Annotated in this window: 17 protein-coding genes and 1 pseudogene; 5 read left to right on the forward strand and 13 right to left on the reverse strand. The window is 68.2% G+C overall.

Annotated features, from left to right (window positions below):
* The first annotated feature begins 103 nt into the window (after window positions 1–103).
* On the forward strand, window positions 104–1078 hold the full coding sequence (locus ACH5AF_RS26575; RefSeq protein WP_398904889.1) for a pentapeptide repeat-containing protein: 975 nt from the start codon (window positions 104–106) through the stop codon (window positions 1076–1078).
* 394 nt (window positions 1079–1472) lie between these two features.
* Here the strand turns inward: ACH5AF_RS26575 and ACH5AF_RS26580 are convergent.
* Both ACH5AF_RS26580 and ACH5AF_RS26585 read right to left on the reverse strand, forming a co-directional pair.
* Window positions 1473–1826: pseudogene (locus tag ACH5AF_RS26580) on the reverse strand (GNAT family N-acetyltransferase); the annotation flags it as partial.
* 26 nt (window positions 1827–1852) lie between these two features.
* Window positions 1853–2557, reverse strand: a complete 705-nt coding sequence (locus ACH5AF_RS26585) for an alpha/beta hydrolase (protein WP_398904890.1) — start codon at window positions 2555–2557, stop codon at window positions 1853–1855.
* A gap of 328 nt (window positions 2558–2885) precedes the next feature.
* Here ACH5AF_RS26585 and ACH5AF_RS26590 point away from each other — a divergent pair, with 328 nt between their 5' ends.
* The gene (locus ACH5AF_RS26590; RefSeq protein WP_398904891.1) at window positions 2886–3455 is read left to right on the forward strand and encodes a carbonic anhydrase; all 570 of its coding nucleotides are present in this window, start codon (window positions 2886–2888) and stop codon (window positions 3453–3455) included.
* 210 nt (window positions 3456–3665) lie between these two features.
* Here ACH5AF_RS26590 and ACH5AF_RS26595 read toward each other — a convergent pair whose 3' ends face one another.
* The 9 genes from ACH5AF_RS26595 to ngcE form a co-directional block, all read right to left on the reverse strand.
* Complete coding sequence (locus tag ACH5AF_RS26595) at window positions 3666–5180, reverse strand: amino acid permease (RefSeq protein WP_398904893.1); 1515 nt, start codon at window positions 5178–5180, stop codon at window positions 3666–3668.
* A 264-nt stretch (window positions 5181–5444) separates the two neighbouring features.
* On the reverse strand, window positions 5445–7355 hold the full coding sequence (gene dxs / locus ACH5AF_RS26600) for a 1-deoxy-D-xylulose-5-phosphate synthase (RefSeq protein WP_398905090.1): 1911 nt from the start codon (window positions 7353–7355) through the stop codon (window positions 5445–5447).
* 226 nt (window positions 7356–7581) lie between these two features.
* Entirely contained in the window at window positions 7582–8871 is a 1290-nt protein-coding gene (locus ACH5AF_RS26605) for a sugar ABC transporter permease (RefSeq protein WP_398904895.1), read from the reverse strand.
* Window positions 8868–9656, reverse strand: coding sequence for an ATP-binding cassette domain-containing protein (locus tag ACH5AF_RS26610; protein ID WP_398904897.1), 789 nt, complete (start codon window positions 9654–9656; stop codon window positions 8868–8870). The genes ACH5AF_RS26605 and ACH5AF_RS26610 overlap by 4 nt, the downstream gene beginning before the upstream one ends.
* Window positions 9657–9860: 204 nt before the next feature.
* A complete protein-coding gene (locus ACH5AF_RS26615) occupies window positions 9861–10925 on the reverse strand; it encodes a sugar ABC transporter substrate-binding protein (RefSeq protein WP_398905093.1) in 1065 nt (354 codons plus the stop codon).
* Between the two features lie 169 nt (window positions 10926–11094).
* Window positions 11095–12294, reverse strand: coding sequence for an ROK family protein (locus ACH5AF_RS26620; RefSeq protein WP_398904899.1), 1200 nt, complete (start codon window positions 12292–12294; stop codon window positions 11095–11097).
* Window positions 12295–12544: 250 nt separating this feature from the next.
* Window positions 12545–13489, reverse strand: coding sequence for a carbohydrate ABC transporter permease (locus ACH5AF_RS26625; protein ID WP_398904901.1), 945 nt, complete (start codon window positions 13487–13489; stop codon window positions 12545–12547).
* Window positions 13490–13503: 14 nt separating this feature from the next.
* The gene (locus ACH5AF_RS26630) at window positions 13504–14436 is read right to left on the reverse strand and encodes a carbohydrate ABC transporter permease (RefSeq protein ID WP_398904902.1); all 933 of its coding nucleotides are present in this window, start codon (window positions 14434–14436) and stop codon (window positions 13504–13506) included.
* Window positions 14437–14466: 30 nt separating this feature from the next.
* Entirely contained in the window at window positions 14467–15909 is a 1443-nt protein-coding gene (ngcE, locus tag ACH5AF_RS26635; protein WP_398904903.1) for an N-acetylglucosamine/diacetylchitobiose ABC transporter substrate-binding protein, read from the reverse strand.
* Between the two features lie 502 nt (window positions 15910–16411).
* Here ngcE and ACH5AF_RS26640 point away from each other — a divergent pair.
* Complete coding sequence (locus ACH5AF_RS26640) at window positions 16412–20251, forward strand: GH92 family glycosyl hydrolase (RefSeq protein ID WP_398904904.1); 3840 nt, start codon at window positions 16412–16414, stop codon at window positions 20249–20251.
* Window positions 20252–20402: 151 nt separating this feature from the next.
* Window positions 20403–21329 (forward strand): FG-GAP repeat domain-containing protein, encoded by a 927-nt coding sequence (locus tag ACH5AF_RS26645; RefSeq protein ID WP_398904906.1) that lies wholly within the window; start codon window positions 20403–20405, stop codon window positions 21327–21329.
* A gap of 225 nt (window positions 21330–21554) precedes the next feature.
* Here ACH5AF_RS26645 and acnA read toward each other — a convergent pair whose 3' ends face one another.
* The gene (gene acnA, locus ACH5AF_RS26650; protein WP_398905095.1) at window positions 21555–24269 is read right to left on the reverse strand and encodes an aconitate hydratase AcnA; all 2715 of its coding nucleotides are present in this window, start codon (window positions 24267–24269) and stop codon (window positions 21555–21557) included.
* A 451-nt stretch (window positions 24270–24720) separates the two neighbouring features.
* Between acnA and ACH5AF_RS26655 the strand changes: the two genes are divergently transcribed.
* Entirely contained in the window at window positions 24721–25284 is a 564-nt protein-coding gene (locus ACH5AF_RS26655) for a dihydrofolate reductase family protein (protein ID WP_398904907.1), read from the forward strand.
* A 241-nt stretch (window positions 25285–25525) separates the two neighbouring features.
* On the opposite strand, the gene ACH5AF_RS26660 is transcribed toward ACH5AF_RS26655, so the two are convergent.
* Window positions 25526–26266 carry a VOC family protein gene (locus tag ACH5AF_RS26660; protein WP_398904908.1) on the reverse strand — a complete coding sequence of 247 codons (741 nt, stop codon included), beginning with the start codon at window positions 26264–26266 and terminating at the stop codon, window positions 25526–25528.
* Window positions 26267–26553: the final 287 nt, after the last annotated feature.

Genomic DNA, 26553 nt, shown 5'->3' on the forward strand with positions numbered 1-26553 from the left:
TCCCAGGGCGGTAAGCCGTCGATACGACAGGGCCGCCGCCGACGCGCGAGTAGATACGCTGAGGCGTATCTGACATTGTGCCAGCTGCTGTATGGGGGTTGTCGTGTCCGAGGTGGAGGTGATCGTGGGCCAGGTTGTGCCGGTGATCAGCGCGGCGGTGGGGGCGTACGGGGCGGAGGTGCTCACCCGGGCGCAGGACGCGCCTGCGGACGCCACGATGCACCTGGGCCCGCGGATCCTGGCCCGGCTCTTACACCATGCCCCTGAGCGCGGGCGGCTGGAATCGGCGGTGGCCGACCTCGCCGTAGGCGGGGAAGACCCGGACGCGGTGGCGGCGCTGCGCCTACAGGTCCGCAGGATCCTGGCGCAGAACCCGGAGCTCGTCAGGGAGCTCGCCGCGATGCTGCCGCTCGCTCCGCAGGCCGGCGGGTCGGCCGTGGACGAGGCTACGTGGTGGGCGCGGATTGAACGCGCTGTGGGACTGCTGGCGAGCACGGCCACACTGGCCGTTGCCACCTTCGCATGGATATCCATCCAGCAGGTCAACAGCGACCAAGAGATCACCCGCGACGGACAGATCACCGACCGGTACAACACAGCCATGCAGAACCTGGGCTCCGACTCGCTCGAGACACGCCTCGGCAGTATCTACGGCCTCCAGCGCATCTTGGAGGACTCCCCACGAGACGAACGCACGGTGGTTCGTGCCCTCTCCGCATTCATACGCACCCGCTCCACCACACTTGCCACATGGTGGTCCCCCACCTCCACGAAGCCACGCCTGGGAACCGATATAGCCGCAGCTCTGTCTGTCCTGTCCACTGAACAGAGCAAGACATCCGCCGATTTGACCAAGGCCTATCTGGCCCACGCCGACCTGCGGGGCGCGCACTTGGCCCGCGCCGACCTGACCGGCGCCGATCTGACAGGCGCCGACCTGACAGGCGCCGACCTCCAGGGCGCGCACCTGGCTCACGCTTACCTGCAGGGCGCGCACCTGGCCCGCTCGGATTTGCGGGGTGCGGACCTGACCGGCGCGAAAATGGACAAGGGAGCGTTGACGTACTCTCAGCGGTGAAGGTCTCCCCTCAGGCCGTGATCGCTGGTGCCTACCGGTCGGCGGGGGAGCTGAGGCGGGCGGTCCCTCCCGCTGGAGCAGACCCTCACCGACACCGAGCGGGTCCTGGGCGCCGACCGTCCGCAGACGGGGCCGGTCGGTGTCAACTCGGCTATGTCCTCGCTGAACATGACGGTGGGAGGTCGGGGCGGTCATGACCCGACGGTGTTCATAAGCAACGGACCTCCATGCTGTAGCGCGGAGTCGGCGCCCGCGCAGCCCAGCAAGCCCACGGGCTACCGACCGGGCGTCCAACGAGTCAACGCGTCCACCCGCGCCGGAGCCGCACAGCGGATCAAGGACGGCGCGATCCCTCAGCAAGTCGCCGCAGAACTCCGCGTCAGCCGCTCCGCGTCCGCGCCAGACCGTGCCGTCGGTGCTCCGGCCGTACGTAGACCCGCACGAGCTGGGCAGTGGTACCCGACGGGTAGCGCTCGGCGAGCCAGCGGGGGTGCGGCGGATGGGCCGGTCCCGCCGACCGTACGCCTGTCGTGGCCACCACTTCACCGTCGTGCACGGCGACCAGCAGCAGGTGGCGGGGGTCGTCGAGATAGGTGGCCCCGATATCGATGACGTCGCGGTGCCATGCCGGCACGTAGCCGTACCCGAAGTCGCGGTAGAAGGTGTCGAGCATGAGTCGGCGTGTGCCTTCCACGTCGGCCCTGGTGGCAGGGCGCAGGCTGTAGCGCTGGTGCGGGGGGTGGCTCATAGGAGGTCTCCTGTAGTGAAGAGCGGTCAGGGTGTCGGCAGGCCGGGCCCGGCGCAGTTCACATCCGCCGCCGGAACGGTTCCGTGGATCAGGTACGCGGACGCCGCATCGTCCACGCACGCGTTGCCACGACTGGCGAAGACGCCGTGCGAGTAGTCGTCGTGCAGGGTCACGAGACGTGATCCCGGCAGTCGACGGGTCAGTTGCCGCGCACCCTCGATCGGTGTGACGGGGTCGTGCTCGGATGCGACCAGCAGGACGCGTGGGGCTTTCGGGCTGCCCAGCCGGGTGCGGAGGGCGGGCTGGTGGTGCCAGTAGGCGCAGACGGATGCTTCCATCCCGGTGAGGACGGGCCGCGGGTCCGATCGTCGAGCACGCCGTAGGTCGGTCACCACGCGGGCGGGCGAAGGAGCGGGCCCGTCCGCGCACTTCACGGTGCGGTTGGCGGACTCGTACGTACGGGAACCCCGGCTGTCGAAGGACTCTTTGGGACGAAGCAGCTCGGTGCTGCCGTCGCGCAGGTAGGCGCGGATGCCGTCCGCGAGTCCCGTCCAGCGCTCGGTGCGGCCGAGGGCCCGGTAGACGGCACGGTCGAACTCGGCCGCGCCGAAGCCGTCTTGAGGGCGGGAGGCCAGCCGGCCGCGCGTGCGCGCGTAGGCATCTCGTACCTCGGCGACGCCGGCACCGAGACCGAGGCGCTCTTCGTGCCGGGCCGCCCAGGCGAAGAACACCTCACGCTGGCGCAGCAGCGCTTCGCCAGCCGGTTCTGTGGGCCGTCTGCGGCAATGTAGCCCGTGCCCGCTTGCGCCTGCTGCCGGGGGACCCACTCCAGGCTGAACAATTGGTCTGGTCAACCGCAGGGACATGCCTGAGCGGAATCGAGGGGAACGACCGATGGACAGAGCGGGGCTCCCGGATCGCAGAACGCTGCTTGCCGGCGGACTTGTGGGCGCCATGTTCGCGCTCGCCGGGTGCTCATCGACGAGGGCCGCCTCCTCGGCGGGCAGCCCTTCGCCAAAAGCCCGGCCCACCACCCCCGCCTCGGCATTCGCGAGGCTGATGGAAGGCAACAAGCGCTGGGTGAGCGGAGACCTTCAGCACCCCGACCGGGACCCGAACCGGCGTCAGCTCGTGGCCCAGGAGCAGGAGCCTTTCGGGGCGATCCTCTCGTGTATCGACTCCCGAGTGCCGCCTGAACTCCTCTTCGACACCGGCCTGGGTGACCTTTACGTGATGCGCACGGGTGGGGAGGCGGTCGGCCCGGTGGTCACTGGTTCTGTCGAGTACGGGCCCATGACGAGTGACACCCCCCTCATCGTGGTCCTCGGGCATCAGCGCTGCGGCGCCGTCGAGTCGGCGTACAAGTCCCTTCGTGACGACAAGCCGCTGCCCGGCAACCTGCAGGCGATCGTCAAGGCCCTGCGGCCGGCGTACGAGCAGGCAGTCCGGGAGGGTGGCGCCGAACCGGTCGAGACCATGGCCCGCGCCCAGGTCGAGTTGACCGCGGCCGATCTGCGTTCCAACCAGGACCTGGCCCCACTCGTGGGAAAGGGCGCCCTTGCCGTGGTCGGCGCCTACTACTCGCTCGACACCGGCAAGGTGGAAGTCCTGGCCGGCGCGCCCGCCTGACCGGTCGGACGAGTCGAACGGAGGTTGTCACGTCGGTGACGGGCGACCGGACCGCTTCCCCGAGGCACGCCCCGCGGCCGGGCAGACCCTCGCGCCAGCCGGTGAAGGCCTGGGCGGCGGGAAGGCCGAACTCCAAGGCCGGATCAGTGGTGTTGAACCCCTTGAGGTGGGGCCCACCACTCACTGATCCGGCCTGAGCCACAGGAAGAACTAGTAGACGGCGTCCGGGCCGACGCGCCCGAGGCGGCTGTTCCTGCGGCCGTACAGGGCGTACACGACAAGGCCGAACGCCATCCACACCGCGAAGCGGAACCACGTCTCGGCCGGCAGGTTGAGCATCAGCCAGACCGAGGCGGCCACGGAGAGGATCGGGACGAGAGGGACCCACGGGGTGCGGAAGGAGCGCGGCAGGTCCGGCCGGGTGCGGCGCAGGACGATGACGCCGATCGCGACGACGACGAACGCGAAGAGCGTGCCGATGTTCACCAGCGTCGCCAGCTCGTTGATGCTGGTGAAGCCGGCGATGACGGCGATGAGCACCCCCAGCAGGATCGTCGGCCGGTACGGGGTGCGGAAGCGCGGGTGGGTCACGGAGAAGAACCGGGGCAGCAGCCCGTCGCGGCTCATGGCGAAGAACACCCGGGTCTGACCGAGCAGCAGGATCATGCACACGGTGGTCAGGCCGACGGCCGCGCCGAAGCTGATGACACCGCCGTAGAAGGGATGCCCGACGGACTTGAAGGCGTCGGCGAGCGGGGCGCTGACCGACAGTCGGCTGTAGTGCTGCATACCGGTGACCACGAGCGAAACGGCGACGTAGAGCACGGTGCAGATGAACAGCGAGCCGAGGATGCCTCGGGGCATGTCGCGCTGCGGGACCTTGGTCTCCTCGGCGGCGGTGGCCACCACGTCGAAGCCGATGAAGGCGAAGAAGACGATGGAGGCGGCCGTGAAGATGCCCATGACGCCGAAGTTGGTGGGCTCGTAGCCGAACAGGAGCTGCACCAGCGGCGCGTCCCAGCCGGACCCTTCGATCTGGCCCCGCGCATCGGGGATGAACGGCTCGTAGTTGGCGGCCTTGACGAAGAACAGGCCCGCGAAGATGACGATGAGAACGACGGTGACCTTGATGGCGACGACGATCGCGGTGATCCGGGCGGACAGCTTCATACCGAGCACCAGGATCGCGGTCAGCACGAGGATCAGTAGGAAGGCCAGGAGGTCGAAGGCGCCGCCCGGCACATCTGGCCCTTGCAGCGCGGCGGGCAGATTCCATCCCACGTTGTCCATCAGGGAGCGGACATAGCCCGACCAGCCGACCGCGACGACGGCGGTACCGAGGGCGAACTCCAGCACCAGGTCCCAGCCGATGATCCACGCGGGCAGTTCGCCGAGCGAGGCGTAGGAGAAGGTGTAGGCCGAGCCGGCCACCGGGACCGTGGAGGCGAACTCGGCGTAACAGAGGGCCGCCAGCGCGCAGACGATGCCGGCGGCGACGAAGGCCAGCGCTGTCGCGGGGCCCGCCGACTCCTTCGCCACCTTGCCCGTGAGCACGAAGATGCCGGTGCCGATGATGACACCCACGCCGAAGACCGTGAGGTCCATGGCGGAGAGGGACTTCTTGAGTGCGTGTTCCGGCTCCTCCGTGTCCCGGATCGACTGCTCGACCGTCTTGGTACGGAAGACGCCCCTGGCACCGCCGGCGGGGTCTGTCTCTGTGCTCACCGCTGCACCTCCACGCTTGTCGTCTCCGTCATGATCGGGACAGTGGGTGGTCCACGGGCAGCCGCAACGGTCCGGTTCAACCGAATGGGCCGGAGGGACCACCCTTACAGGGCGACCTTCCGGCCCATGGTCAGCAGGTTCTGCACACGGTCGGTCCGATATGTCCACACACCGGCCGGGTGTGTGGCGGCGCGTCAGGCGAGGGGCGGCGTGCCGACCGCGCGCGTGGGACCACGTCGGTCGCGAGGGCGTGCCGACCGCGCGTCAGTCGCGGGCGGGCTCGACCGCCTCACTGTCGACGATGCGGCCGTCCAGCCTGGAGACGAGGCCGGTGACCTGACGGGCAATGTCGGGCGCGGTCAGCCCGATCTCCACGAGGACCTCCTTGCGGGAGGCGTGGTCCAGGAAGCGCGGCGGGATGCCGAAGTCGCGCAGCGGCATGTCCACGCCGGCGTCGCGCAGGGCCTGGGAGACGGCGGAACCGACACCGCCGACGCGGCTGTTGTCCTCGACGGTGACCACGACCCGATGCCGCTCGGCGAGCGGGGCGAGCGCCTCGTCGACGGGCTTGACCCACCGCGGATCGACGACCGTGGTGGAGATGCCCTGGGCGTCGAGCAGGTCGGCGATCTCCAGACACATCGGGGCCAGCGCGCCGACGGAGACGAGCAGCACGTCGGGCCGGGCGCTGTCGGCGTACCGCAGGACGTCCATGCCGCCCGCGGTGCCGACGGCCTGCACCGCCGGGCCCACGGCACCCTTGGAGAAACGGACCACAGTCGGCGCGTCGTCGACCTCGACGGCCTCGCGCAGCTGGGCGCGGACCTGGTCGGCGTCGCGCGGGGCGGCGATCCGCAGGCCGGGGACGACCTGAAGGATCGACATGTCCCACATGCCGTTGTGCGAGGCGCCGTCGGTGCCGGTGACGCCGGCCCGGTCGAGCACGAAGGTCACGCCGCACCTGTGCAGGGCGACGTCCATGAGGACCTGGTCGAAGGCGCGGTTGAGGAAGGTGGCGTAGACGGCGAAGACGGGGTGCAGACCGCCGGTGGCGAGGCCCGCCGCGGACACGGCGCCGTGCTGCTCGGCGATGCCGACGTCGTAGACGCGGTCGGGGAAGGCCTTGGCGAACCTGTCGAGGCCGACGGGCTGGAGCATCGCCGCGGTGATGGCGACGATGTCCTCACGCTCCTTGCCGAGCTTGACCATCTCCTCGCCGAAGACGGAGGTCCAGTCGAGGCCGGAGCTGGAGATGGGCAGACCGGTGTCGGGGTGGATCTTGCCGACGGCGTGGAAGCGGTCGGCCTCGTCCGCCAGGGCGGGCTGGTAGCCGCGCCCCTTCTCGGTGAGGCAGTGCACGATCACTGGCCCGCCGAAGCGCTTGGCGCGGGCGAGGGCGGACTCCAGGGCTTCGATGTCGTGGCCGTCGATGGGGCCGACGTACTTCAGGCCGAGGTCCTCGAACATGCCCTGGGGGGCGATGAAGTCCTTGAGGCCCTTCTTGGCGCCGTGCAGGGTTTCGTAGAGCGGCTTCCCGACGACCGGGGTGCGCTCCAGGATGTCCTTGCCGCGGGCGAGGAAGCGCTCGTAGCCGTCGGTGGTGCGCAGGGTGGCCAGGTGGTTGGCGAGCCCGCCGATCGTGGGGGCGTAGGAGCGCTCGTTGTCGTTGACGACGATGACGAGCGGGCGGTCCTTGGCCGCGGCGATGTTGTTGAGCGCCTCCCAGGCCATGCCGCCGGTCAGCGCTCCGTCGCCGATGACGGCGACGACGTGGTCGTCCTTCCCCAGCACCTCGTTCGCCTTGGCGAGGCCGTCCGCCCAGCCGAGGACGGTGGAGGCGTGGGAGTTCTCGATGACGTCGTGCTCGGACTCGGCCTGCGAAGGGTAGCCGGACAGGCCGCCCTTCATCTTCAGCTTCGAGAAGTCCTGGCGGCCGGTCAGCAGCTTGTGCACATAGCTCTGGTGGCCGGTGTCCCAGAGGACCTTGTCCTTCGGGGAGTCAAAAACCCGGTGGAGCGCGATGGTGAGCTCGACGACGCCCAGGTTGGGACCGAGATGGCCGCCGGTCTTGGAGACGGCGTCCACCAGGAAGGTCCGGATCTCTGCCGCCAACTGCTCCAGCTGCTCCGGGCCGAGCCGGTCCAGGTCGCGCGGTCCCTTGATACGGGAAAGCAGACCCCACCCGTCGCCCACCACCACCCGTGTAGGGCGCGCTTCGCGCGGCTGCGTCACTCTGCCTCCTTGCTTCGAGCTGCGTTCGAGCTGATCGAGCCTTGCCGATTGCCCGAGTCTAATGTTCCGGTCCCGATCTTTGATGCGCGGCCATGCCTTCTCGTTGGACCGGCAGCCGCACACAGCAGTGCCCGGCACCGCCGCGCGGTGCCGGGCACTGGGGGCTGTGTCAGGCGCGACCAGCGGTCTTCTGCGTCTTGCGGGTGATGGAGTCGATCACGACAGTGGCGAGCAGCACACCGCCGGTGATCATGTAGACCACGGGTGTCGCGATGCCCTCCAGGGCGAGGCCGTACTGGATCGAGACGATCACCATGACGCCCAGCAGGGCGTTCCAGGTGCGGCCGCGGCCACCGAACAGGCTGGTGCCGCCGATGACGGCCGCCGCAATGACGTTCATCAGCAGGTCACCGGTACCGGCACTCTGGTTGGCCGCGGCGATCTTGGAGGCCCAGAACAGTCCACCGACCGCCGCGAAGAACCCGGCGAGGGCGAAGACGGAGATCCGGACCGCGGTGACGTTGATGCCGGCACGGCGGGATGCCTCGACGCTGCCGCCCAGCGCGAAGATCTTGCGGCCGTACGCGGTGCGGCGGAGCACGAAGTCCGTGATCACGAGGACCGCGAGGAACAGCACCAGCGCGAGAGGCAGGCCCTTGTACTGGTTGAACATGATCGCCGCCGCGAAGGCGACGACCGCGAGGAGCCCCGTGCGCAGCACGATGTCGGACAGCGGCCTGGACGGGACGCCCGCGGCCTCCCGGCGGCGGTTGTCGAAGAACGTCGTCACGAAGAACACGGCCACGGCGACGGCGGCGAGGCCGTAGGCGGCGGCGACGTCCGAGAAGTAGTACGTGGTCATCTTGCCGACGACGCCGTCGGAGTCCAGGTTGATCGTTCCGGCGTCGCCGAGGAGCTGGAGCATGAAGCCGAGCCAGAAGAGCAGGCCCGCCAGCGTGACGGCGAACGCGGGGGCACCGATCCGGGCGAAGAAGAAGCCGTGCAGCGCGCCGATGGCGGCACCGCCGACGAGGGCGACGAGGACGGCGACCCACTCGTTCATCCCGTGGGTGACGCTCATGACGGCGACGATGGCACCCGCGACACCGCTGACCGAGCCGACCGACAGGTCGATCTCGCCGAGCAGCAGCACGAAGATGATGCCGACGGCCATCATGCCCGTGCCGACCATCGTGACGGCGATGTTGTTGAGGTTCTCCGCGGAGAGGAAGGCGGAGTTCAGGCTCTGGAAGATGATCGCGATGATCACCAGGCCGAGGACGACCGGGATCGAGCCGAGGTCACCGGCGTGCATCTTGCGCCGGAACTCGGAGACGTATCCCTTCAAACCCTGCTCGCGAACCAGCAGCCGGGGGTCGACCGCGGTGACCGCGTCATGCGCGGCGTCCGGGTTGACGACGGGCGCCTCGACGTGGGTGGAGGTTTTCTCGGTGCTCACTTCTGAACCTCCGCGTTGCGCGCCGCACGGCGGGTCACGGCGTTGTCCGTGGCGCCGGTGATGGCGGAGATGATCTCTTCCTGCGAGGTCGACTTGACCTCGAAGACGCCGTTGTTCCGGCCCAGCCGCAGCACGGCGACCTTGTCGGCGACGGCCTTGACGTCGGCCATGTTGTGGCTGATCAGGATCACGGCGTGGCCGCGCTCCCGCAGCCGCTCCACGAGGTCGAGCACCTGTGCGGTCTGCTCGACACCGAGGGCGGCGGTGGGCTCGTCGAGGATGACGAGCTGGGGCTCGCCGAGCATCGAACGGGCGATGGCCACGGTCTGGCGCTGACCGCCGGAGAGCGAGGCGATCGGGATGCGGACGCTGGGGATGCGGATCGACAGCGTCTTCAGCAGTTCGAGCGCGCGTCGCTCCATCTCGACCTCGTCGAGCACACCGCGCTTGCGGAGCTCGCGGCCGAGGTAGAGGTTGCCGACGACGTCGATGTTGTCGCACAGCGCGAGGTCCTGGTAGACCGTCGCGATGCCGAGGCTCTGGGCGTCGTGCGGTCGGTTGATCGACACGCCCCTGCCCTCCCATTCGATGGCGCCTTCATCGATGGGATGCACGCCGGCGATCGTCTTGACCAGCGTGGACTTTCCGGCGCCGTTGTCGCCGACCAGGGCGACCACCTCACCGGCGTGGACCTCAAGCTCTACGTCGGTGAGCGCCTGGACGGCACCGAACCGCTTGGAGACCCCTCGCAACGCCAACACGGGCGTAGCGGACACGTGAACCATCTCCTTCGCCGCCTGACCGGCGGGGATGCCGCGCCGGGGGAGGCGGCGCGGAGGCTGAGCAAAGTGGAATGCGCGAGTGTTCCGACCGGTGCCCCTCCCGCAGCGGGGGCTGGTTGGCGGGAGGGGGCACCGGAAGGTTTCTGCGGGACGGTCCGTCCCGGCTGGACCGGAGCCGCGTGGGACACGGGGCTCCGGCGAGCGGCCTTACTTCAGACCCAGCTCATCACACGCGGCCTTGAACTTCGGGGTGCAGATCTCCTGGACGGTGTAGACACCATCCTTGATCACCGTGTCGTTGATGTTGTCCTTGGTCAGCGAGACGACCGGGACCAGGACCGACGGGATGCCCTTGTTGGTGGGGCTGTCGACCTTCTCCTTGGCGATCGCGTCGAGCTTCTCGCCCTTGGCGAGCGCCACGGCCATCTCCGCGGCGGCAGCGGCCTCCGGCGCGTACGGCTTGTAAACGCTCATGAACTGCTCACCCGCGACGATGCGCTGCACACCGGCGAGCTCGGCGTCCTGGCCGGTGACCGGGGGAAGCTTGGTGAAGCCGCCGGCCTTGAGGGCGGTGATGATGCCGCCCGCCATGCCGTCGTTCGCGGAGTAGACGCCGATGATCTTGTCCTTGCCGAGGGACGAGATCGCGGCCTCCATGTTGGCGTTGGCGTTCTCCGGCTTCCACTCCTTGGTGTCGTACTCCTTGCCGATGTTCACCTTGCCGTCGAGCTCGGCGTGGGCGCCCTTCTTGAACAGCGCGGCGTTGGGGTCCGTGATGGCGCCGTTCATCATGACGATCTGGCCGTCCTTGGCCTTGTCGCCGAGAGCCTCGAGCAGGGCCTTGCCCTGGACGTGGCCGACCTCTTCGTTGTCGAAGGAGGTGTAGGCGTCGATCGGACCCTCGGCGAGGCGGTCGAAGGCGACGACGGGGATACCGGCGTCCTTCGCCTTCTTGACGCCGCCGGCGATGGCCTTGGAGTCGACCGCGTCCACGATCAGGGCGTCGACCTTGTTGGTGATCATCGTGTCGACCTGCTGCGTCTGCAGCGTGGCGTCCTGCTTGGCGTTGGCGTAGACGACCTTGCCCTTGCCGCCCGTGAGCTCGCTGATCTTCTTCTCGATGAGCGGCTTGTCGAACTTCTCGTAACGAGCCGTCTGGTTCTCCGGCAGGAGAAGACCGATGGTGATGTCGTCGCCCTTCTTGCCGGCCGTCTCGTCGGCGGCGTCGCCCGACTGCCCCGCCTGGCCACAGGCCGCGAGCGAGACGGCCATGGTGGTGGCGGCGACAGCAACAGCGGCACGACGCAGATGTGCGTTCACGATGTAAACCTCCCTGACGAGGCCGCGTCGCTGCGGCCGAGGTGGCTGGAAGTCAACTCGGCCCCGCCGCCAGCGTCAAGGAGTAAATCCTTAACGAGATGACAACGGTGCCATCCGTTATCTAAGTGAAGGCGGGCGCCCCGGTGGGGGACGTGCTCCCAAGAATGGTCGAATCACCCATTTCGCTGAGCACGAGCGCGAGGGCACCCAGCACCTCGGCGCGCCCGCCGAGGGCTCCGGGCGCCACCGAGAGCTGCCTCGCCGCACTGGGGATGGCATAGCGGGAGACGGACTCCCGGATGGGTCCGAGTACCAACTCTCCAGCCTCCGCCAGATCGCCGCCGAGCACCACCCGACTGGGATTGAGCAGGTTGCAGAGGTTGGCCACGCCGCTGCCGATGTGACGGCCGACGTCCGCCACCACCCGCCGGCAGCCCGGGTCGCCCTCACGGGCGAGCCGGACGACCTTCTCCATGGTCAGCCCGTCGCCGTGGCTGGGCCGGAGCAGCGGCAGCACGTACCGCGCGGCGGCGAAGGTCTCCAGGCAGCCGCGGTTGCCGCAGCGGCACACCGGGCCCGACTCGTCCAGCGTGATGTGCCCGATCTCGCCCGCGGTGCCGCCGGGCCCGCGATAGATCTGGCCGTCTATGACGAGCCCGGCGCCCACACCGCTGGCGACCTTGATGTACGCGAGGTCCTTCACCCCACGGCCGCTGCCCCACACCAGCTCACCGAGCGCGCCGAGGTTGGCGTCGTTGTCGACGTACACCGGGACGCCCAGCCGCCCCGAGAGCTCGTCGCTGGGGTTGATGCCGGTCCAGCCCGGCAGGATGGCGGTGGACCCGAGCGTGCCCGACTCCACGTCGATGGGTCCGGGCACGCCGAGCCCGACGCCGATGATCTTTCCGGGACCGATCCCGGTGGCCGCGACCAGGCGGTTGACCAGGGTCTCCGCCCGGTCGAACCCCTCGGCCGACGAGGCGTCCACGTCCAGCGGCTCGGCCTCTTCGGCGAGCACCTGGTGGGCGAGGTTGCCGACGGCGACGCGCAGGTGGGTGTGGCCGAAGTCCACGCCGATCACGATGCCCGCGTCGCCGCTGAGAGAGACGCTGCGGGCGCGCCTGCCGCCCGCGGAGGTGGGCGTCACCTCGACCGTGCCGCCGTCCTTCAGCTCACGGACGATGTTGGAGACCGTGGCCGCGGAGAGGCCGGTACTCCTGGCGATCTCCGCCTGCGTGAGCGAGCCGGCCATGCGCACCGCGCGCACGACCCGCTCGAGGTTGGCCCGGTGCAGAGATGTCTGCGATCCCGGAGTCTCCATCGACTCATCCACTCCTGCCCCCGGCGGGCGGCACGACGACCGCCCCCGGCCGGGGCCATCGCGAACGGCAACCCCGACGTCTCTCCAACTTGTGAACCCTAAGCTCAACTCTCGGGGGCCTTTCGCGTCAAGACCTTGAGCAAGGGCGGCAAGGCGGCCGTGAGCGAGAACAAAGGGCCCGGGCCCCGTTCGACGCGGTGTCGTACGGGGCCCGGGCGGGGTGCCGCCATGGGCGGCATGTCCTTATTCGTTACTTGAGCGTGCCCGCGGTGAGACCGGACTGGACCTGCCGCTGGAAGGACAGGTAGACGACGATCACCGGCAGCATGGCGATCGTCATACCGGCGAAGATCACCGGCAGGTCGCCCTCGTAGCCCTGCTGCTGGTTCAGCAGGACGAGCCCCTGGGTCAGCACCGAGCGGTCCTTGTCGAAGCCGCTCTGCTGCTGCATCAGGGTCATGGGAAGGATGTACTGGTTCCACTGGCCCAGCACGTTGAAGATGCCGACGCTGAGCAGACCCGGCTTGGCCATCGGGACCATGACCTGGAAGAAGATCCGGGTGTGGGAGGCGCCGTCGATGACCGCGGCCTCGTGGATGGCCGTCGGCAGCGTCCGGAAGAACGCGTGCATGAAGAAGACGGTGAACGGCAGCGAGTAGGCGATGTAGACCAGGATCAGTCCCTGGTACGTGTTGAGCATGCCGAGCATGTCGACGAGGAAGTACAACGGCACCAGGCCCAGATAGACCGGGAACATCGCGCCGGCGACGAAGAAGTAGTAGAAGAAGCGGTTGCCCGGGAACTCGTAGCGGGCCAGCACGTACGCCGCCATCGCGCCGAGCAGCATCGTCAGCGGGATGGAGAAGGCGAGCACGATCAGGGTGTTGGCGAAGTAGTCGCCGATCCCCTTCTCCCAGGCGCGGCCGAAGGCGTCGAAGTTCCAGTTCGAGGGCCACGACCAGGCGCTGGCACCGATCTCCGTGTCGGTCTTGAAGGAGCCGATCAGCAGCCAGCAGAGCGGCAGCACGATCATCACGGCCCACAGGATGAGGAAGCCGTGCGAGAAGACGTTGAGGACCCTGCCCTCCCCGTCGCCGCCACCGGCGCCGGGGCGGCCGCCCGTTCCGATCTTCGAGATGCGCGGGGCTGGTACGGCGTCCTTCTCGACGCCGGTGATCAACCGGGTGTTCGACATGGCGTGTTCCCCGCTCAGTATTCGATGCGCTCGCGGCGGCTGGCCCGCAGCGTGACGAGGGACAGGATCAACGTGAGGACCAGGATCACGACGCCCATGGCACAGGCGTAACCGCTCTTTCCGAAGGAGAGGAAGTTGCGCATGAGGTAGGTCGCCATGACCTCGCTGTTGTGGTCGGGACCGCCGCCGTAGCTGTTGCCCGGCGTCATGACGGAGATGAGGGCGAAGCAGTCCATGGCGAGGATCGCGAGATAGACCCAGGCGGTCTGCACGGTGTCCCACAGCAGCGGAAGCGTGACCCGGAAGAAGGACTGGGTCCTGCTGGCGCCGTCCAGCAGAGCGGCCTCGTAGATTTCCTTCGGCACCGACTGCATCGCGGCGGAGAACAGCACGAGATAGAAGCCGACGCCCCACCACAGCAGTACGAAGGCCACGCACCACAGCACCAGATCGGGCTCGTTGAGCCATTCGATCGGGTGCGCGGGATCGGAGAGACCCAGCTCGATGAAGACGCCGTTGATCAGGCCGGCGACGTCACCGCGGTAGATCGCCCGCCAGAGCACGGCGAGGATGGCGATCGAGAGTACGTGCGGGACGAAGAACAGGATCTTGTAGAGGCCCGATCCCTTCACCCCGCGGATGCCGCCGGAGCCACCCCGCCCGCCCACGTTCACCATGAAGGCGAAGAAGAGGGCGAGCAGGATGGTCGCGACGGGGAGGAAGATCAGGAGCAGGATGTTGTGCCACAGGGCCTTCAGGAACACCTCGTCGGAGAACAGCGCGGTGTAGTTGTCGAGTCCGACGAAGCTCATCTCCTGCGACTGGCCCTGCCAGTTCGTGAAGGAGTATCCGAAGGTCTGCAGATACGGCCAGATCATGAAGACCGCGTACAGCACGACCGGAGCGATCAGAAATCCGGTGACGAACCGGTACTTTCCCTGTTGCATGGCACCCTGTCCCTGGTTTCCGGCCCTCGGCTACTGACGCTTGTTGTTCTTGCTCGCCGGGTCCTTGGCCGCCTTGTCGACCGCGGCCTGCGCCCGCTTGAGCCATTCGTTCGGCTGGATGCGCTTGGCCATCAGCTCGGCGGACGCGGTGCGGATGGACTCGTCCATCTCGCTGTACCAGGTGGTGTAGAAGTAGTCGAAGCGCTGCTCGACCGGGCAGGCGTCGACGGCCTCGACGGCCGACTTGGTGCCGGGGCGCAGGGATACGCCCTTGTCGACGCCGTCCTGGAGGATGGTCAGTGAGTTGGCCACCTGGGCGAACTTCGTCGACCACTCCTTGGACAGCATCATCCGAAGGAACTCCAGGCCGCCCGCCTTGTTCCTGGCCTTCTCCGGGACGATGTACGGCTCACCCGCGCCGGCCCGGATCGCCTCGAAGGGCAGCTTGCTGTCCGGCAGCAGCGGCATCGGCAGGAACTTCATGTCGAAGTCCGCCGGCGTCTGCTTCAACTGCTCGTTCTCCAGCCAGGAACCGGAGGGGATGAAGACGGCCTTGCCCTCGTTCCACGCGGTCTGGGACTCGATGTGGTCCAGGGAGTTGGTGCCCGGCATGAGCAGGCCCTTGTCGACGATCTCGTAGATGGCCTCGATGGACTGCTTGGCGACGTCGCTGCCGACGAAGGCCTTGGGGTCGAGGTTGTCGATCGCCTTCATGGCGTCCAGACCGCCGGTCTTGGCGATCAGGTCCATGATCATGACGTTGATGTAGTACGGGTGCTTGCCCTGGTGGGCGAGGCCGCCGATGCCGTCCTTCTTGGCCTCCTGCATGATGCCCAGGAAGGCGTCCCACGTCTTCGGGACCTCCCAGCCCTTCTCCTTGAAGAGCTTGCCGGAGTACCACACGCCCCAGACCGTGTAGACGTAGTTGAGCGCGTGCATCTTGCCGCCGATGAAGCCCTTGTCGGCGGTGCCCGGGATCAGAACGTCCTTGACCTTCTTGCCCGGGTCGTCGACCGACGGCGCCTCGAGAAGCTCGGTGAGGTCGGCGAGTTGCCCGTTCTTGTGCAGCACGTCCAGCTTGATCTGCTGGGCGCCGGAGTCGTCGACGACGTCCGGCGGGTTGCCCGCGTTGAAGCGGGGCTGGAGCTTGCCGGTGATCTCCTGGGTGCCGAGGTGGCTGATCTGCGGCCCGTACTTGGCCTTGTAGAGCTTTTCCCACTCGATGGCGTACTGGTCGCCGAAGCCGCCCTTGAAGATGACGACGTCAAGGGTGCCGCCCTTGGTGACGCCGAACGGGTTGTCCTTGGTCACCTCGCCCTTCTGCTTCTCCTGGTCGTCGGCGCTGCCGCTGCTGGCACACGCGGACAGGAAGCTCATCGTCGGGACGGCGATCAGGCCGAGTGCGGCCGACCGCTTGATCAGATTTCGACGGCTGAGGCCCTCATTGTTCGTGTGGGCGGAGGTGGATCCCATGCTCAAGTCCTCGCCTTCTCCAGGACTCAGGCGGTGTACCGGTCGCCCGTACTGCTCGCCACAGGCGAAGGGCCCCGCCACCGCGGTCAGTTGCTGTGTTTTCCCGAAGGGAAACTCAGTGAAGCTCGGGTCGTGCGCCGGCCGGCAGGGGGAAAGGACCATTTTCACGGCCGCCGGTCCACATGGCCCCGACCGCCGCTCGTCCCCCTGCCCGCAACCTTGAACAGCTATGCGGACGCCGACAGGTATAGTCCACTTCCCGCCACGTGAGCAAGATCGAATGCAAAGTTGGACGGCAGTCTTTCCCGAGTTGAGACCTCACGGATACATAGTCCCCGTGCGCACCCTTACGCCCACAGCATTCCTCGCGGAACACCCCATTCCGACCACTCGCCGCCGCCAACACCCTTGACAGCCCAGGCAACTTGCCTCCCTACTGGATCCTGCACTTCGCGCCTGACAACGTTGTCCAACGCGCTTTCCCCTGGAGGAATGACCCGGGATGCAGCCAAGACTCCGACCTCGGCAGAGACCAGCCCATGCGGTCACCCTCGCGGTGAGCGCCTCACTCCTGATGTTGACGGCCCCCTCCGCCGCCGTCGCCCTTCCCGCGCACCCCGGACAATCCCCCAGCGCCGCCCGGGAATTCACCTCGTCCTTCGAGGCGGATGAAAAACAGCCCAATTGGCGTAATACCGTCGAAGTCGGCGCTGACGGGAAGAAGCGGTCGTCGGGTGTCGACGGCGGGTTCTCGAGTGGAATCCCGGGCAATGTCACCGACAAAGTGATCGGACTGCGCGCCAGCGGCGAGAACACCGGCGCCGGCGAGACGAAGGAGAATCTCGTCGATCTCCTGCCGAGCAGCAAATGGCTCACCTTCGAGCCGACGGCATGGGTCGAGTTCGACACCGACGAGCCGGTCAGGGTCGCCACGTACGCGCTGACGTCCGCCAACGACTACGCCGAGCGCGACCCGAGGGACTTCACCCTCAAGGGGTCGGCCGACGGAAAGACGTGGACCGTCCTCGACACACGTGCCGACGAGACGTTCACCAAGCGCTTCGAGACGAAGACGTACGACATCGGCTCGCCGTCCGAGGTGACGGCGTACGCGCACTACCGCCTGGAGATCACGAAGAACAACGGCGCGTCCGGTGTCACCCAGCTGGCGGACGTCCAGTTCTCAGGCGGAGACACCACCACCCCCGTCCCGGACGACATGCGTACCCAGGTCGACCGCGGTCCCAGCGGCTCCCCGACCGCCAAGGCCGGGGCCGGTTTCACCGGCAAGCGGGCCCTGAGGTACGCGGGCACCCACCAGCCGGACGGCCGCGCCTACTCCTACAACAAGGTCTTCGACGTCGACATCGACGTGCGCCACGACACCGAGCTGTCGTACAAGGTCTTTCCCGCCATGGCGGAAACGGATCTCAACTACCCCGCCACGAACGTGGCGGTCGACCTCGCCTTCACCGACGGCACCTACCTGAGCGACCTGAAGGCCGTCGACTCGCACGGCGGACCGCTCACCCCCCAGGGGCAGGGCGCCGCGAAGCGGCTGTACGTCAACCAGTGGAACGCCGTCGCGTCGGGCATCGGCACGGTCGCCGCGGGCAAGACGGTCGACCGGGTCCTGGTGGCGTACGACTCCCCCAACGGGCCTGCCACGTTCCAGGGGTGGATCGACGACATCACGATCAGGCCCAAGGCGCCCGAGAAGCGGCTCGCGCACCTGTCGGACTACGCCTCGACGACCCGCGGCACCAACTCCAGCGGTTCGTTCTCCCGCGGCAACACCTTCCCCGCCACCGCGGTCCCGCACGGCTTCAACTTCTGGACCCCGGTGACCAACGCGGGCTCCAAGAGCTGGCTGTACGAGTACGCGCGCGGCAACAACGCGGACAACCTGCCGGCCGTGCAGGCCTTCAGCACCAGCCATGAGCCGAGCCCGTGGATGGGCGACCGGCAGACCTTCCAGCTGATGCCGTCCGCCGCGGCCGGCACCCCGGACACCACGCGCACCGGCCGGGCACTGCCCTTCCGGCACGACAACGAGACCGCGCGCCCGCACTACTACGGCGTCACGTTCGAGAACGGTCTCAAGGCCGAGATGACGCCGACCGATCACGCGGCGATGATGCGCTTCACCTACCCGGGTGACGACGCGAGCGTCGTCTTCGACAACGTCACCAAGGAGGGCGGGCTCACCCTCGACCCGGCGAACCGCTCCTTCACCGGCTTCTCCGACGTCAAGAGCGGTCTGTCGACCGGCGCCACGCGGCTGTTCGTGTACGGCGTCTTCGACGCTCCGGTCACGGACTCGGGCGCCGACGGCGTCAACGGCAGCTACCGGTTCGACGCGGGCGAGGACCGCACCGTCACCCTGCGCATCGCCACCTCGCTGATCGGCGTGGACCAGGCGAGGAAGAACCTCGCCGACGAGATCCCGGCCGGCACCCGCTTCGAGCGCGTACGCGAGAAGGCGCAGGCCGCCTGGGACGGGCTGCTGGGCAGGGTGGAGGTCGAGGGCGCGACGCGCGAGGCGCTGACCACCCTCTACTCCAGCCTGTACCGGCTCTACCTGTACCCGAACTCGGGCTTCGAGAACACCGGCAGCAAGAACAAGCCCCGGTACCAGTACGCGAGCCCGTTCTCGCCGATGCCCGGGCCCGACACCCCGACCCGGACCGGCGCGAAGATCGTCGACGGCAAGGTGTACGTCAACAACGGCTTCTGGGACACCTATCGCACGACCTGGCCGGCGTACTCCTTCCTGACACCGCAGAAGGCGGGCGAGCTGGTGGACGGCTTCGTCCAGCAGTACAAGGACGGCGGCTGGATCTCCCGCTGGTCCTCCCCCGGCTACGCGGACCTGATGACCGGGACCAGCTCGGACGTGGCCTTCGCCGACGCCTACGTCAAGGGCGTGGACTTCGACGCGGAGGCGGCCTACGAGGCGGCGCTGAAGAACGCGACCGTGGTCCCGCCGTCGTCGGGCGTGGGACGCAAGGGCATGGAGAGCTCGCCGTTCATCGGCTACGCCTCCACCTCAACCCACGAGGGTCTGTCCTGGTCGCTGGAGGGCTACCTCAACGACTACGGCCTCGCCGAGATGGGCCGGGCGCTGTACGAGAAGACGAAGAAGCCGCGCTACCAGGAGGAGTCGCAGTACTTTCTGAACCGGGCGCGCAACTACGTCAAGCTCTTCGACTCCAAGGCCGGCTTCTTCCAGGGCCGGAACCTGAAGGGCGACTGGCGGGTCGAGAGCTCCAAGTACGACCCGCGCGTGTGGGGCTACGACTACACCGAGACCAACGGCTGGGGCTACGCCTTCACCGCCCCGCAGGACAGCCGCGGGCTCGCCAACCTCTACGGCGGCCGCTCCGGCCTCGGCGAGAAGCTCGACACCTACTTCGCCACGCCGGAAACGGCCTCGCCCGAGTTCGTCGGGTCGTACGGCTCGGTCATCCACGAGATGACAGAGGCGCGTGACGTAAGGATGGGCATGTACGGGCACTCCAACCAGGTCGCCCATCATGTGACATACATGTACAACGCCGCCTCACAGCCGTGGAAGACGCAGGAGAAGGTCCGCGAGGTCCTCTCCCGCCTCTGCACGGGCAGCGAGATCGGGCAGGGCTACCACGGCGATGAGGACAACGGCGAGCAGTCGGCCTGGTACCTCTTCTCCGCGCTCGGCTTCTATCCGCTGGTAATGGGCTCGGGCGAGTACGCCATCGGTTCGCCCCTGTTCACCAAGGCGACCGTGCACCTGGAGAACGGCCGCGAGCTGGTGGTCAAGGCCCCCGGGAACAGCGCGAGGAACGTCTACGTGCAGGGGCTGAAGGTCAACGACAAGAAGTGGAACTCCACCTCCCTGCCGCACGACGTCATCGCCAAGGGGGGCACGCTGCAGTTCGACATGGGCCCGGAGCCGTCCACCTGGGGCACGGGCAAGAACGCGGCCCCGGTCTCCATCACCCAGGACGACAAGGTCCCCGCACCGCACCACGATGTCACGACGGCCGGCGGAGCACTGCTCGACAACACCTCGGCGACCTCTGCGGAGTTCACCTCGCTCCACCTGCCCGTGAAGGCGGGCACCCGGGCGGTGCAGTACACGCTGACGTCGTCGGCGAAGGACAGGGCGCCGACAGGCTGGGTGCTGCAGGGGTCGGCAGACGGGCGGTCCTGGACCGACCTCGACCGACGGGCCGGCGAGGCGTTCACCTGGGAAAAACAGACCAGGGTCTTCACGGTGAAGCAGAGCCAGCCGTACGACCATTACCGGCTGGTCCTGGACAGACAGGGCACCCTCGCGGAGGTCGAACTGCTCGGCTGAGCCGGGTCGGCGCGTTGCGGTTGTAGCAATTCCGCGACACAAAAACGCAGTCGACTTGTGAAGGCTATATGAAAGGATCACGGTGAATCCGTGGCCCGCCCCGCCAGCGGGGCGGGCCCGCATCGTCGACACACCCTTTATGGAGACCTACGTGGCCGAACTCTCTGGCCTCAAGCGCGGCCGGGCACGTGCCCGCCTCGTTGCCGCGGCGACCGCCGCGGCACTGCTCGTCACCGGAGTGGCCGCCGGCTCAGCGTCCGCCGCGGACCCTGCGCCGTCCGCGACAGCCGCCACCAAGGCACCCGCCGCGAGCGGCAACACCTTCGGTACCCAGGACGCGGCCGACGCTCCCGTCAACGCCCTGTACGGCGTCAACAGCTCGGGCACGCTCTACGGCTACCCGCCGAACGGCACTGGCGGTCTCGACAGCCGCATTTGGAGCGGCTCGGGCTGGGGGACCACCAAGCACATGACTCAGGCCGACCACGACGCGGACGGCTCGGCCGACGGCGTCTGGGCGGTCGAGGGCTCCGGCACCCTCTACCACCTCTTCTGGGGCGAGGACCCGGTCACCGTCGGCGGCGGCTGGGGGATCTACAACAAGGTCCTCTCCACGGGCAACCTCGCCGGTGCCGGTGCGGACGACCTGCTCGCCCGCGACGGCAGCGGCACCCTGTGGCTCTACCTGGGCTACGGCAACGGCACCCTGACCGGCCGCAGCAAGGTCGGCACCGGCTGGGGGACCTACAACCAGATCACCGGCAAGGGCGACCTGACCGGCGACGGCAGGAACGACATCGTCGCCCGCGACGGTGGCGGCACGCTCTGGCTCTACAAGGGCACCGGCAACCGCACCACGCCCTTCCTTGCGCGCACCAAGGTCGGCACGGGCTGGAACATCTTCAACAACCTCGTGTCCGTGGGCGACATCGACCTGGACGGCATCACCGACCTGCTCGCCCGTGGCACCGACGGCACGCTGTGGCGCTACTCGGGCACCGGCAACGCCGCTGCCCCGTTCAAGTCTCGCGTCAAGATCGGCACCTCCGGCTGGAACGGCTACCGCCTGCTGTTCTGATCCGCGGCGACGCAGCGGCACCAGCGGGCCGCGCCCCCCTCGGGGCGCGGCCCGTCCTGCGTGCCGGGCTCGGCCGAGCCGGCAGGGGGGACGCGTCGCCGCGCCGGGCATTCGCTGGGCGACTCCTGGCACGCTTCGGCGTCCGGACACGGCGAAGGGCCGCACCCCGCGGCGAGACGGGGGGCGGCCCTTCGGTCGCAAGGCGACGACTAGCCGCGGCTGTGCTTATCCACGAATGAGGTTCCGCAGCACGTACTGCATGATGCCGCCGTTGCGGTAGTAGTCCGCCTCGCCGGGGGTGTCGATGCGGACGACCGCGTCGAACTCCACACCGGTGTCGGTGGTGACCTTGACCGTGCGCGGCGTGGTGCCGTTGTTGAGCTCGGTGACGCCGGTGATGGAGAAGGTCTCCTCGCCGGTCAGGCCGAGCGACCCGGCCGAGGCGCCCTCCGGGAACTGCAGCGGCAGCACGCCCATGCCGATGAGGTTCGAGCGGTGGATGCGCTCGTAGGACTCGGCCACGACGGCCTTGACGCCGAGCAGCGCGGTGCCCTTGGCGGCCCAGTCACGGGACGAGCCGGAGCCGTACTCCTTGCCCGCCAGGATGACCAGCGGGACGCCGGCGGCCTGGTAGTTCTGCGAGGCGTCGTAGATGAACGACACCGGCGCATCCGCCTGGGTGAAGTCGCGGGTGTAGCCGCCCTCGGTGCCCGGCGCGATCTGGTTGCGCAGGCGGATGTTGGCGAACGTACCGCGGATCATGACCTCGTGGTTGCCTCGGCGGGAGCCGTAGCTGTTGAAGTCGCGGCGCTCGACGCCGTGCTCCGTGAGGTACTTGCCGGCCGGGGTGTCGGCCTTGATGGCGCCGGCCGGGGAGATGTGGTCGGTGGTGACCGAGTCGCCGAGCTTGGCGAGCACGCGAGCGCCGGCGATGTCGGAGACCGGGGTGGTCTCCATCGTCATGCCCTCGAAGTAAGGGGGCTTGCGCACGTAGGTGGACTGCGGGTCCCACTCGAAGGTGTTGCCGGTCGGGATCGGCAGAGCCTGCCACTGGGCGTCGCCCGCGAAGACGTCGGAGTAGGACTTGGAGAACATGTCCTCGCCGATGGCGTTGGCGACGACGTCGTTGACCTCGGCCTCGGTCGGCCAGATGTCGGTCAGGTAGACCGGCTTGCCGTCCTGGTCGGTGCCGAGCGCGTCCTTGGTGATGTCCACCTTCATCGAACCGGCGAGGGCGTACGCGACGACCAGCGGCGGGGAGGCCAGGTAGTTCATCTTGACGTCGGGGTTGATCCGGCCCTCGAAGTTGCGGTTGCCGGACAGCACCGAGGTGACCGCGAGGTCGTGCTCGTTGACCGCCTTGGAAACCTCCTCCGGCAGCGGGCCGGAGTTGCCGATGCAGGTGGTGCAGCCGTAACCGACCAGGTTGAAGCCGACCTTGTCGAGGTAGGGGGTCAGACCCGCCTTGTCGAAGTAGTCGGTGACGACCTTGGAGCCCGGCGCGAGGGTGGTCTTGACCCACGGCTTGCGGGTCAGACCCCGCTCGACCGCCTTCTTGGCCACCAGCGCGGCGGCGACCATGACGTACGGGTTCGAGGTGTTGGTGCAGGAGGTGATGGCGGCGACGGTGACGGCGCCGTGGTCGATCTCGTAGGTCGACCCGTCGGGGGCCGTGACCAGGGTCGGGCGGGTCGGGACGCCGTTGTGCTCGGCCGGGGCGTCGGAGGCCGGGAAGGACTCCTTGCCCGCCTCGTCGTCGTCCTCGACGTAGTTGCGCACGTCCTGCGCGAACTGCTGGGCGGCGTTGGCCAGGACGATGCGGTCCTGCGGACGCTTCGGGCCGGCGATGGAGGGGACGACCGTGGAGAGGTCGAGCTCCAGCTTCTCGGAGAAGTCCGGCTCGGCGGCCGGGTCGAGCCAGAGGCCCTGCTCCTTGGCGTACGCCTCGACGAGCGCGACCTGCTGCTCGGAGCGGCCGGTGAGCTTGAGGTAGTTCAGCGTCTCGCCGTCGATGGGGAAGATCGCGGCGGTGGAGCCGAATTCCGGCGACATGTTGCCGATGGTGGCGCGGTTGGCGAGGCTCGTCGCCGCCACGCCCTCGCCGTAGAACTCGACGAACTTGCCGACGACGCCGTGCTTGCGCAGCATCTCGGTGATCGTGAGGACCAGGTCGGTCGCGGTGGTGCCGGGCTGGAGCTCACCGGTCAGCTTGAAGCCGACGACGCGCGGGATGAGCATGGAGACCGGCTGGCCGAGCATGGCGGCCTCGGCCTCGATGCCGCCGACGCCCCAGCCGAGCACACCGAGGCCGTTGACCATGGTGGTGTGGGAGTCGGTGCCGACGAGGGTGTCGGGGTAGGCCTGTCCACCCCGCACCATGATGGTGCGGGCCAGGTGCTCGATGTTCACCTGGTGGACGATGCCGGTGCCGGGCGGGACGACCTTGAACTCGTCGAAGGCGGTCTGGCCCCAGCGCAGGAACTGGTAGCGCTCCTTGTTGCGGCCGTACTCCAGCTCGACGTTCTGGCCGAAGGCGTCCGGGGTGCCGAACTTGTCGGCGATGACGGAGTGGTCGATGACCAGCTCGGCGGGGGCGAGGGGGTTGATCTTCGCCGGGTCGCCGCCGAGCTCCTTGACGGCCTCGCGCATGGTGGCGAGGTCGACGACACAGGGAACACCCGTGAAGTCCTGCATGATCACGCGGGCCGGCGTGAACTGGATCTCCTGGCTGGGCTGGGCCTGGGAGTCCCAGTCGCCGATCGCTCGGATGTGGTCGGCGGTGATGTTCGCGCCGTCCTCGGTGCGGAGCAGGTTCTCCAGGAGGACCTTGAGGCTGTAGGGGAGGCGCGCGGAGCCCTCGACCTTGTCCAGCCTGAAGATCTCGTACGACTCGTCGCCCACGCGCAGCGTGCTGCGGGCGTCGAAGCTGTTCGCCGACACGACAGTCTCCTTCATCAATATGCGCGTACTACCTCAATGCTGCCGCCCCGGCTCCTCGCCGATCCGCTAAGGTAAGGCTTAGTTAGGTAACCCTTACCGAATGGCGGCTTGCGGTACGCCTTCGGCAGATATCTCGATGTCGAGATAACTCTAGTACATGACCGCGGCCCGGTCATGCCCGGACGCCCTGTCTGCTGTCTCATCGAAGACTGAGCATCCCGCCGAAGACGGATGACTGACAGTTTCGTGTCACCGGAGGTCGAGTGGCCCTTCACTCGCGCGAGGGGTTTTCACCGCATCTGGCCTGGCGGGATCCCACGAGGTGGAGAGTCCGACCTCTTCACGGCGTGAGTGGATACGGGATCGGCACGGGTGGCTGGTGGGAGAGCTCGCGGAGTCCTGCGGCGTCCTGAAGTCGTACTGTCGAACCCGTTACCGAGGAGGACTGCTGATGCGCAGCGTGACCTATTCGATGAGCGTCTCACTTGACGGCTACATCGTCGGGCCGGACGGCGACTTCGACTGGACTTCGCCCGGCGATGAGGTCTTTCGCTTCTGGATCGACGAGATACGAGAGGTCGGCGTCCACCTGTTGGGACGACGGCTGTACGAGACGATGCTGTACTGGGAGACCGCCGACCAGGATCCATCGCTCGACGACTCGATGCTCGAGTGGGCCGCGCTCTGGAAGCCGCTCCCGAAGGTGGTGTTCTCCACCACGCTGCCGGTGGTGCAGGGCAATGCCCGCCTGGCCTCCGGCGGCCTGGCGGAGGAGATCGAGCGGTTGCGAGCCGAGCCGGGGGAGGGCGACATCGCGATCGGCGGCGCGACTCTCGCCGCCGAGGCGGCCGCGTTGGGGCTGATCGACGAGTACCGGGCCGTGGTCTACCCGGTGCTGGTTGGCGGTGGCATTCCGTTCTTTCCCCGGCGCGAGCGCCGGGTGGATCTCGAACTCGTCGAGACCCGCACCTTCAGCTCGCGAGTCGTCTACCTCCGCTACCGCGTGGCGCGCTGACCAGGCTCGTCGCGGAGTAACCCCGCCCATGAACGAGGTCCCGCAGAGCGCATGGCCATCTCGGGCACTTGGCACCTCAGTTGGCGAGTCGAGTGTCGTGGTCGGCGAGGGAGCTGATCTCGCCCCCGACGCGGGGGCTCTCGCCGCCCGAATCGACCCGGACGCCGCGGCCCGACCCACCCAGGATCATGGCGCATGAGCACACGAGGCTCACGTCTCGGGGTGCCCTCAGGGCTCCGCGTCAGGACGGGGCGAGGACGCAGAACTCGTGGCCCTCCGGGTCGGCCATGCACGTCCACGGGACGTCGCCCTGGCCGAGGTCGAGGTCGGTGGCGCCGAGGGCCCGCAGCCGGGCCACCTCCGCTGTTTTGTCGTCAGCGGGGTACGGCAGCAGGTCAAGATGGACGCGGTCCGGCACGGTCTTCACGCCGGGCGTGCGGAGGAACTCGAGATACGGGCCGACACCCTTGGCGGAGCGCAACACCGCGTGATCGTCGGTCACCTCGTGCAGGGTCCAGTCCAGCGCCTCGTCCCAGAACCGGGCCATGGCCCGCGGATCCGCGCAGTCGACCACCACCACGGCGATCGGCCCGGTGTCCCGGTAGATCTCCCGAGGCTCCAGCACGCAGAACTCGTTGCCCTCGGGGTCGGCGAGGACCGTCCACGGCACTGTGCCCTGACCCACGTGGACGGGCGTCGCACCGAGAGCCTTCAGGCGCGCGACCAACTCCGCCTGATGGGCGGCGGAGGTGGTGGGGAGGTCGAGGTGCACACGGTTCTTTGTTGTTGTCTTGGGTTCCGGGACGGGAACGACGTCGATGCCGACCGCGACCGGGTCCGGCCAGACGAAGCCGCCGCCGGGGCCGACGTAGGTGGTCACGCCGGGGCTGTAGGCACTCCAGCCGAGCGCCTCCGCCCAGAACCTGCCGACCGCCGAGGGATCAAGAGCCTTTATGTTCACCATCACGGGTCGCAGTGCCATGCCGGCGATCCTATGCACCCGCTCTCCAACGACATCCGCACCGTCGCAAAACAGAGATCAACTCGCTCATCAGCCGCAATGCTCAGCTCGCCGACCAGAGCGCTCAGCCGCGCCAGGTGAACCGCTCACTCGCCAGATGAAGTGCCAAGTCACAGGTCCCGACCCACCACCCCCGATGCCGGTTCCAGCGCGCTCAACCTTCAGCGAGACAGGACAGGCTGTGCAGCTTCCCGGAAGCGCCGGCGACGTCGACCGCAGACACCCGCCCCCCGGCAGCGGCGGGCTCG

The sequence above is a fragment of the Streptomyces sp. NPDC018833 genome, from assembly GCF_044390825.1.
GTDB lineage: Bacteria > Actinomycetota > Actinomycetes > Streptomycetales > Streptomycetaceae > Streptomyces.

Bases quoted from the DNA above. Each gene is read 5' to 3' on its own strand.
- ACH5AF_RS26630 (WP_398904902.1), bottom strand. From the start codon at position 14,436: ATGCAACAGGGAAAGTACCGGTTCGTCACCGGATTTCTGATCGCTCCG.
- ACH5AF_RS26620 (WP_398904899.1), bottom strand. From the start codon at position 12,294: ATGGAGACTCCGGGATCGCAGACATCTCTGCACCGGGCCAACCTCGAG.
- ACH5AF_RS26625 (WP_398904901.1), bottom strand. From the start codon at position 13,489: ATGTCGAACACCCGGTTGATCACCGGCGTCGAGAAGGACGCCGTACCA.
- ACH5AF_RS26590 (WP_398904891.1), top strand. From the start codon at position 2,886: ATGGAAGGCAACAAGCGCTGGGTGAGCGGAGACCTTCAGCACCCCGAC.
- ACH5AF_RS26655 (WP_398904907.1), top strand. From the start codon at position 24,721: ATGCGCAGCGTGACCTATTCGATGAGCGTCTCACTTGACGGCTACATC.
- ACH5AF_RS26615 (WP_398905093.1), bottom strand. From the start codon at position 10,925: ATGGCCGTCTCGCTCGCGGCCTGTGGCCAGGCGGGGCAGTCGGGCGAC.
- ngcE (WP_398904903.1), bottom strand. From the start codon at position 15,909: ATGGGATCCACCTCCGCCCACACGAACAATGAGGGCCTCAGCCGTCGA.
- ACH5AF_RS26660 (WP_398904908.1), bottom strand. From the start codon at position 26,266: ATGGCACTGCGACCCGTGATGGTGAACATAAAGGCTCTTGATCCCTCG.
- ACH5AF_RS26610 (WP_398904897.1), bottom strand. From the start codon at position 9,656: ATGGTTCACGTGTCCGCTACGCCCGTGTTGGCGTTGCGAGGGGTCTCC.
- ACH5AF_RS26640 (WP_398904904.1), top strand. From the start codon at position 16,412: ATGCAGCCAAGACTCCGACCTCGGCAGAGACCAGCCCATGCGGTCACC.